This window comes from Intrasporangium sp. (assembly GCF_036566125.1).
Lineage (GTDB): Bacteria > Actinomycetota > Actinomycetes > Actinomycetales > Dermatophilaceae > Intrasporangium.
The window spans coordinates 1-8,559 of the sequence record NZ_DATCWX010000181.1; the positions used below are offsets into that span (position 1 = coordinate 1).

At 69.1% G+C, this 8,559-nt stretch carries 6 protein-coding genes and 1 pseudogene; 4 read left to right on the plus strand and 3 right to left on the minus strand.

Features of this window, described 5'->3' with window-relative positions; all coding sequences use genetic code 11:
* Nucleotides 1-222 precede the first annotated feature (222 nt).
* Nucleotides 223-708: a hypothetical protein gene (locus VIR15_RS10800; RefSeq protein WP_331927482.1), complete on the minus strand. Its 486-nt coding sequence runs from the start codon at nucleotides 706-708 to the stop codon at nucleotides 223-225.
* A 688-nt stretch (nucleotides 709-1,396) separates the two neighbouring features.
* Between VIR15_RS10800 and sulP the strand changes: the two genes are divergently transcribed.
* The gene (sulP, locus tag VIR15_RS10805) at nucleotides 1,397-3,205 is read left to right on the plus strand and encodes a SulP family inorganic anion transporter (protein WP_331927483.1); all 1,809 of its coding nucleotides are present in this window, start codon (nucleotides 1,397-1,399) and stop codon (nucleotides 3,203-3,205) included.
* Here the strand turns inward: sulP and VIR15_RS10810 are convergent.
* A complete protein-coding gene (locus tag VIR15_RS10810; RefSeq protein ID WP_331927484.1) occupies nucleotides 3,202-4,095 on the minus strand; it encodes an aminoglycoside phosphotransferase family protein in 894 nt (297 codons plus the stop codon). The genes sulP and VIR15_RS10810 overlap by 4 nt on opposite strands.
* A 102-nt stretch (nucleotides 4,096-4,197) precedes the next feature.
* Between VIR15_RS10810 and VIR15_RS10815 the strand changes: the two genes are divergently transcribed.
* Together VIR15_RS10815 and ppsA are read left to right on the plus strand one after the other, a co-directional pair.
* Nucleotides 4,198-5,031, plus strand: coding sequence for a pyruvate, water dikinase regulatory protein (locus VIR15_RS10815; RefSeq protein ID WP_331927485.1), 834 nt, complete (start codon nucleotides 4,198-4,200; stop codon nucleotides 5,029-5,031).
* Nucleotides 5,032-5,072: 41 nt separating this feature from the next.
* The gene (gene ppsA, locus VIR15_RS10820; RefSeq protein WP_331927486.1) at nucleotides 5,073-7,448 is read left to right on the plus strand and encodes a phosphoenolpyruvate synthase; all 2,376 of its coding nucleotides are present in this window, start codon (nucleotides 5,073-5,075) and stop codon (nucleotides 7,446-7,448) included.
* Between the two features lie 94 nt (nucleotides 7,449-7,542).
* Here the strand turns inward: ppsA and VIR15_RS10825 are convergent, their stop codons facing one another.
* Nucleotides 7,543-8,232 carry a TRM11 family SAM-dependent methyltransferase gene (locus VIR15_RS10825; RefSeq protein WP_331927487.1) on the minus strand — a complete coding sequence of 230 codons (690 nt, stop codon included), beginning with the start codon at nucleotides 8,230-8,232 and terminating at the stop codon, nucleotides 7,543-7,545.
* Nucleotides 8,233-8,378: 146 nt separating this feature from the next.
* Here VIR15_RS10825 and VIR15_RS10830 point away from each other — a divergent pair.
* A pseudogene (locus VIR15_RS10830) lies at nucleotides 8,379-8,559 on the plus strand (hypothetical protein); the annotation flags it as partial.

Genomic DNA, 8,559 nt, shown 5'->3' on the forward strand with positions numbered 1-8,559 from the left:
GGGGCCGGCCACGGCCACGGTGGCGAGGGTGCCGAGGGCGGCGGCGGCAAGCGTGGCGGTCAGCTTCTTCATGGGGACTCCTTGAGGTGGTGGCCAGGCTCCGGAGGAGCCGGTGGGATCCCATTGTGCGATTGTCTGACCAAGGTTTGTCAAGTGTTTGTGTAAACTTCCGCACCGTCGACTGAGGACGCGCCCGCCCTGCCGGTGGCGGACGAGGGTGCGTCACCCGCCGCCCGTTCGGTGACTACCGTGGCTGGAGGCGTACAGCGGGATACGCAGCAGCATGACCGCCAGCATGGCCACGCAGGCCAAGGTGCAGACGGCGGGAAGGAGAGCGCGGGCCGAGATGATGCCCTGCCAGTAGGCGAGGACCAGCACGAGGCCGGACACCACTGACGACCCGGCCATTTCCAGGGTGGGCCGCCAGCCCATCCCGCGGAAGCGCATCCACGCGGCCATCGCCCCCGCAAGAATGCAGGCAATGGCAAACGCGGCCAGCTCCGGATGTTGCTGACGCAGGTCAGGCATCCCGACCACCGCTGCGACCCAGAAGAACGCGGCGACCAGCAGACCTCCCCCGAGGCACATGACGGCGCACATCTCCATGAAGTGGAACCCGAAGCGACCGACACCCTTTGTCGCCTCGAGGGACGGCGCATCGCGCTTCGAGGTCACGCCGGGCGACGTGGCTTGAGGTAGTACTCGCATGGCAACCTCCTCGGTTACGGGGACTCGCAGAGACCTGCGGCACCGAGGTCGCGCCCTTCCCGAGACCCGTGTCTCGCGCGAGGCCCGAGCTTGAGTCCTAGACGCCACGATCCGCTCGCGTGCCCTGACGGCAAGGGACGAAGGTCCCGCCCTGGACGTCAGGGCACCGGCGAGATCGCCCAGCCCAGCGGCATACGGCCGAATTCCACGACGGGTCGACGGCTGGAGACCCGTGCGCACCCGGCCGACAGTGCCGTTGGTGCGCGGGTCATCGACCCGTCGGGATCGTGGGGCCCGGGCGCCTGAGGGCTCGTGGCGCTGGGTCCGTACTCGTCCACCGCTGGGCGGGCGTCATGGGGGACCCACGGGCGGACGCGGTCATCGCGTCCCGCACTCCGGGTCCGGGAGGGAAGAAGGTCGAGGGGGCACTGGCACTCACGCATCGTCTCCACCTCACGAAGCCGATCCGAGCGCGGCGTCCCGGGTCTCACTGCCGCTGGCTGACCGGAACAGGGCGAGTGTCATCGCCGCTGCGGCGAGCCAGCGGCTCCTGGGCCGGCGGATGGTCCTCATGACGCCTTCTTCCTTTGGACCCAGTCCACCCCCTGGCAGCCTCGCCGGCGGCGACTTGTGGCCGACCGCACGCGTCTGCTGCGTCACACCTGTTCTCCCGCGGTACGTTCGGCAGGTGACCGAGGGACAGCAGGTCCGGGGGACTCGATGGACTCGGTTCGCCCCCGGGCTCGGCGTGCTCCTGTCGTATGACCGCGTGTGGCTGCGTGGCGACGTCCTCGCGGGCATCACCGTCTCGGCGTACCTCATCCCACAGGTGATGGCCTACGCCGAGGTGGCGGGCCTGCCCGCCATCACCGGGCTGTGGGCATCGGCTCCGGCCCTTCTCGTCTACGCCCTGCTCGGCTCGTCGCGACAGCTGTCGGTGGGTCCTGAGTCGACGACGGCCTTGATGACCGCCGCCGGCGTCGGCGCGATCGCGGGGGCGGCCGGCGGTCGTCACGCCGAGCTGGCCGCGCTGCTCGCCCTGGCGGTCGGCGTCGTCTGCGTGCTCGCCTGGCTCGCCCGCCTCGGGTTCCTCGCCGAGCTGCTGTCCAAGCCCGTGCTCGTCGGCTACATGGCCGGCATCGCGGCGCTCATGATCGTCAGCCAGCTCGGCAAGATCACCGGCATCGACGTGGAAGGTGGATCCTTCTTCGCGGAGCTCTGGGACACGGTGACGCGGCTCGACGAGCTGCACTGGCCGACCTTTGCCCTTGCGATGGCCGTCCTCGCCGCGCTGCTCGCGATGGGCCGATGGGCGAAACGGTGGCCGGGGCCGCTCATCGCGATGCTCGGCGCAGCGGCCGTCGTGCAGGTCTTCGGGCTCGTCGACCAGGGCGTCGCCGTGGTGGGCGAGGTCCCCCAGGGGTTGCCCCCGCTGAGCCTGCCCCGGCTCGGCGACGTGGAGGTCCTGCAGCTGCTACCGGCCGCCATCGGAGTCGCTGCCGTGGCCTACAGCGACAACGTGCTCACGGGCCGCGCCTTTGCCCTGAAGCGTCGGGAGACGATCGACAGCAACCAGGAGTTCGTCGCCCTCGGTGCGGCCAACATCGCCTCGAGCCTGGCATCGGGTTTTCCGGTGAGCTCGAGCGGTAGCCGCACCGTCCTTGCCGATGCCATGGGTGCGCGCACGCAGCTCCACTCCCTCGTGTCGGTCGTCCTGCTCGTCACGACGATGCTGTGGCTCGGCCCGATCCTGGCCACCTTCCCCGCGGCCGCCCTCGGCGGCGTCGTCGTGTACGCGGCACTGCGACTCATCGATGTCGCCGAGCTGCGCCGGATCATGGCCTTCCGGCGCAGCGAGCTCGTCCTGTCGCTGTCGACGACCGCCGCGGTCCTCGTCCTCGGGGTCCTGCCGGGGATCGGTGTCGCCGTCGGCCTCTCCGTGCTCGACCTGCTGCGCCGGATCGTGCACCCGCATGACGGCGTGCTCGGCTACGTCCACAACGTTGCCGGGATGCACGACATCGACGACTACTCGGACGCCGTGCAGGTGCCGGGGCTCGTCGTCTATCGCTACGACTCGCCGCTGTTCTTCGCCAACTCCCACGACTTCGCGAAGCGCGCTCTCCAAGCCGTCGCCGACGCGCAAACGGTGGGATCCGTGGAGTGGCTCCTGATCAACGCCGAGGCCAACACCGAGGTCGACCTCACCGCTGTGGACGCGCTCGACGCTTTGCGGATCACGTTGCAGGAGGAAGGAATCGGCTTCGCCATGGCGCGGGTGAAGCAGGACATGCGTGACTCGCTCGATGCCGCTGGGTTCGTTGACAAGGTCGGTGCGGAGCTCATCTTCCCGACCCTGCCGACCGCCGTCGCTGCCTACGCCACGTGGTACGAGCGCACCTACGGACGACCGATCGAGGGTTTCCAGGTCCCGCCGGTCCCTCCGTTGCCTGACCTCTCCGATCGTCGGAAGGAGCGAGGGACGGACGCCGGCTAATCATCGAGGAGGGCGGTGAGTGTTCGGTGCGCGAGCCGCGACATCGGGGGGTTCGTCAGCCGGTAGTACGGCAGGCAGCCGCTCGCCTGGGCCAGCGCCCACGCCTTGCCACGGTCCCACTCGGCGTCGTCGACCGCGAGTGCCTCGCGAAATGCTCGGCGGGCGGACGGGGCGAGGAGGTTCCACGCCGGCTGGAGGTCGAGGGCTGGGTCAGCAGGGCCGGAGAGTCCCACGTCGATGACAGCCGACAGGCGTCCGCCCTGCACCAGGAGGTTGTCGGGCATGAGATCGCCGTGCGTCCACACGTCGGGTGCCTCGTCCCGAGCCGTGAGAACCAACCGCGACCAGAGCGCCTCGACCTTCGGAACGTCGATCAATCCATGCGACTGCCCCAGCCAGCGCCGCACGCCGGCGTCATGGTCGATGAGCCGGCCGCCGCGTCTCTCGCCGGTGAACACACGGCCCTCGGTGTCGATCTCACGCACTGCGAGAACCACGCCGGCGAGCTGCTCGGCGAAGGGGACGGAATCCGCCAGGTCGACCTGCGACGCTGGCACTCCCGGCAACCATCGGTAGACCGCCCAGGGCAGCGGGTAGCCGTGACCCGGCTCGCCGATCGACACGGGCTCGGGCGAGCGCACCGGTAGCCGCCCCAGGAGCCGCCGCGCGTGCTCCGCCTCGTCACTGAGCCCAGCCCACACCGTGTAGGGGTCATCGCCCTGCATCGGGAAGCGCAGGACGAGGTCCTCACCCAGCCGATAGAGCACGTTGACAGTGCCGTTCGACGGCACGCGTGACAGTCTCGCGCCGCGCAGGTCTGGTAGCTGCTCGCCGACGAGAGCAGCCACCATGTCGTCGGTGAGCTCGAGCTGGTCCTCATGAAGTCGCACCTGGCCACCCTTGCCTCTCTCCCTCAGCGGTGCCAACGCTTTTCCACCCCACCAACGCGGACGCGGGAGCATCCGGCTCTGCTGCTGTGGCACAGTGGCGCAGTGAGTGCCCCCGACCGCGTCGCCGACACGCCGGTGTTCTTCCTCGCCGGTGGGACGGGCATCTCTGCCGAGACGCTGGGCAACCTCATGCTCAACCAGTTCCCCACAGTCCGCTTCCTCCGGCGCAAGATCCCCTTCATCACCACGGTGGAGGTGGCGCGTGAGGTCGTGGCCGAGGTGGACGCCGCGATGACCAGCTCAGTCACGCCGCTGGTCTTCTCGACGGTCGCGGACGAGGAGGTCCGCACGGAGCTGCAGAAGACCAAGTGCGCCTTCATCGACCTCTTCGGCTCGCACCTCGACGCGATCGAGCGCGTGCTGCACGTCAACGCCAGCCACAACCGCGCCGGACTGCACGGGCTCGGCGACCTGCGACGCTACGAGCAGCGGATGAAGGCCGTGGAGTTCGCCATGGAGCACGACGACGGCCAGAGTCTGCGGAACCTCCCGCAGGCCGAGCTGATCCTCATCGCCCCATCCCGGTGCGGCAAGACGCCCACCTCGATGTACCTCGCCCTCCAGCACGGCATCAAGGTGGCCAACTACCCGCTCGTCGAGGAGGACTTCCGCTCGAGCGACCTCCCCCGGCCCATCCGCCCCTACGGCGACCGCTGCTTCGGACTGATCTCCACCCCCGCCCGATTGAGCCAGGTGCGCGGAGAGCGCCGACCCGGCTCGACCTATGCCTCGCTGGCCCAGTGCAGCTACGAGCTGAGACGGGCCGAGGCCCTCTACCACCAGCACCGGATCCCGTCGATCAACTCGGCGTCGATGTCGGTCGAGGAGATGGCCGCCGTCATCATGCAGACCAGACGACTCAACAACCTCGCCTAGGCGCGGCCCAGCCACCGTCACCGCCGACGAAAGGACAACCCATGACCGCCAACATCCTCTGGTTCCGCGAGCTCGGCCTTGACGACGTCGAGTCCGTCGGAGGCAAGAATGCGTCCCTCGGCGAGATGGTCCAGCACCTGGCCAAGGCGGGGGTCTCCGTGCCTGACGGCTTCGCGACGACGGCCGACGCCTACCGCCGCTTCCTCACGCACGAGGGACTCGCCGACCGGGTCAATGCGCTCCTCGCGGACCTCGACGTCGACGACGTCCGCCGCCTCGCCGAGGTGGGCAGGGAGATCCGCGACGCCGTCGAGTCGCAGCCGTTCCCGGCAGACCTCGAGCAGGAGATCCGGTCCGCCTACGACGAGCTCGTCGCGGCCGCCGGCACGGACGACGTGAGCTGGGCCGTCCGCTCGAGCGCCACGGCGGAGGACCTGCCCGACGCCTCCTTCGCCGGGCAGCAGGAGACCTTCCTCAACATCAGTGGCATCGACAACATCCTGCACGCCATCAAGCTCGTCTTCGCCTCCCTCTACAACGACCGGGCCATCGCCTACCGCGTCCACAGCAACTTCGACCACTCGGTCGTCGCGCTCTCCGCGGGCGTCCAGCGGATGGTCCGATCCGACATCGGCGCGTCCGGAGTCATGTTCACCATCGACACCGAGTCCGGCTTCCCCGACGCAGTCTTCATCACGAGCGCCTACGGCCTCGGCGAGGGAGTCGTCCAGGGCGCGGTCAACCCGGACGAGTACTACGTCTACAAGCCGGCGCTCGCCGCGGACCGTCCCGCCATCCTCAAGCGGGGCATCGGCGCCAAGGCGACGAAGATGGTCTACACGCACGACGCCTCGGTCGGCCGCACGACCGAGTTTGTGCCCGTCGACCCCGCCGAGCAGCGCCGCTTCAGCCTGTCCGACGACGAGGTCGCCGAGCTCGCCCGCCACGCCGTCAAGATCGAGGACCACTACGGCCGCCCGATGGACATCGAGTGGGCCCGCGACGGCATCGACGGGAAGCTCTACATCCTGCAAGCTCGCCCCGAGACGGTGAAGTCCCGCGCGAGCTCGTCGACCCTCCAGCGCTTCCGCATGAACGAACGCGGCCCGGTCGTCGTCGAGGGTCGCGCCATCGGCCAGAAGGTCGGCGCCGGCGCCGTGCGCGTCCTCACCGACGTGGCCTCGATGCACGAGTTCCAGTCCGGCGAGGTGCTCGTTGCCGACATGACCGACCCCGACTGGGAGCCGATCATGAAGCGTGCCAGCGCCATCGTCACCGACCGCGGCGGCCGCACCTGCCACGCGGCGATCATCGCTCGCGAGCTCGGCATCCCTGCGGTCGTCGGGACGGGCGGCGCGACCGCCCGGCTCCGGGACGGCCAGGAGGTCACCGTGTCCGCCGCCGAGGGCGACACCGGCTTCGTCTACGACGGGCTGCGCGACTTCACCGTCACCGAGACCGCGCTCGACGAGATGCCGGACGTCCCGGTCAAGATCATGATGAACGTGGGCACCCCCGAGCAGGCCTTCGAGTTCTCACGCCTGCCCCACAGCGGCATCGGCCTGGCCCGGCTCGAGTTCATCATCAACCGCCAGATCGGGATCCACCCGCGCGCGCTGCTCGAGCTCGACGACCAGGAGCCGGCGCTCCGCGAGCAGATCACCGAGCTCATCTCCGCCTACGACAGCCCGCGGGACTTCTTCGTCAAGCGCCTCGCCGAGGGCATCGCGATGCTCGCGGCCGCCTTCGCGCCGGAGCCCGTGATCGTGCGCATGTCCGACTTCAAGTCCAACGAGTACGCCAACCTCGTCGGCGGAGAGCGCTACGAGCCGCACGAGGAGAACCCGATGATCGGCTACCGGGGAGCCTCGCGCTACCTGTCGGCCGACTTCGCAGAGTGCTTCTCGATGGAGTGCGAGGCGATGAAGTTCGTCCGCGACGACATGGGCCTGACGAACGTCAAGATCATGATCCCCTTCGTGCGCACCGTCGCCGAGGCGGAGGGAGTCATCGACCTGCTCGCCCAGCACGGCCTGCGCCGCGGCGAGAACGACCTGCAGGTCATCATGATGTGCGAGGTGCCGTCCAACGCGGTCGACGCCGACGCCTTCCTCGAGCACTTTGACGGCTTCTCCATCGGCTCCAACGACATGACGCAGCTGACGCTCGGCCTCGACCGCGACTCGGCCCTCGTGGCCGGATCGTTCGACGAGCGTGACCCCGCCGTCAAGAAGATGCTCAGCCTGGCGATCCAGGCCTGCAAGGCGCAGGGCAAGTATGTCGGCATCTGCGGCCAGGGCCCCTCGGACCACGTCGACCTCGCCGAGTGGCTCCTCGACGAGGGGATCGAGTCGATGTCCCTCAACCCCGACACGGTCGTGGACACCTGGCTCCAGCTCGCCAAGCACGCTCGCTGAGCCAACCACCCAAGGGGACGAACGCGCGGTCCCGGCTCAGCGGCATACGGAATTGGCCGTATGCCGCTGGGCTGGGACGTGCGGTCACGTCGCCTTACTGCCGGCGGAAGGTGAGCAGGTAGTCCCCCGTGAAGTCGTGGGGGAGCACGTCCCACACGATGACCGTCTCGCCGACGAAGGGCAGGACGCCGCCGACGGCGCGCGCGACGTCCCACGCCAGGGCCGTCGTGTGGCTCTCGTGCCGGATGTTGGCCACGTTGACGACGAGGTGTCCGCCGGGCCGAAGCAGGTCATGCACGGTTCGAGCGAGCCGGGCAAGGTGCTCGAGGTACGTGCGGTAATCGCCGTCGACCGTCTCATACGCGGTCAACGGATTGTGCGGGTGTGCATTGGCCGTCATGTAGGGCGGCGAGGTGAGGCACAGGTCGACGGGCCCGCCGACGAGTTGATGAAGGCCGCGGGCGTCTCCCTCGATGACGGTTGCCTCGGGTGCCCTTCCACGGATCAGGTCCACGCGCTCGGGAAGGATCTCGACGCCGATTGCTCTGCGGCCCAAACGGATTGCCACGGCCAAGGCGGTCCCGTAGCCGGCGAACGGGTCGAGGACGAGGTCGCCCGGATCCGTGAGGCGCTCGATCACCGCGGCGGCTGTGCGCTCCGTGAAGTGGACGTCCTCGTCCGCCCCTGAGACCCGTTCGTGCGCGAGCTCATTTGCGGTGGCGGTCAGGTATGGGGGCAGCGGCCGATCGCTCGGCGGTGTATCCCGTGGCGCAGCCGGGGTCATGGCTCCCATCGTGCCGCGTCAGCCGTCGCGCTTCGCGACCCGCCGGGCGTCCACCCGTACTGGCGCCAGACCAGACGTCGACGAAACCGACCCGGAACAGTGTGCAGGCGACCTCACGGACGGAATCCCTCCGGCGTCCTCCGGGTATGACCACCTCCATTGTGACGGCCCCGGAAACCGCTCGGAGCCACGTGCACGAGCCCGTCGATCCGGCCATCCTCTACTGGGGCACGCCGGTCGTGCTCGTCTCGACGCTCAACGAGGACGGCAGCGCGAATCTTGCGCCGATCTCGTCAGTCTTCTGGCTGGGCCGGACGGCCACGCTCG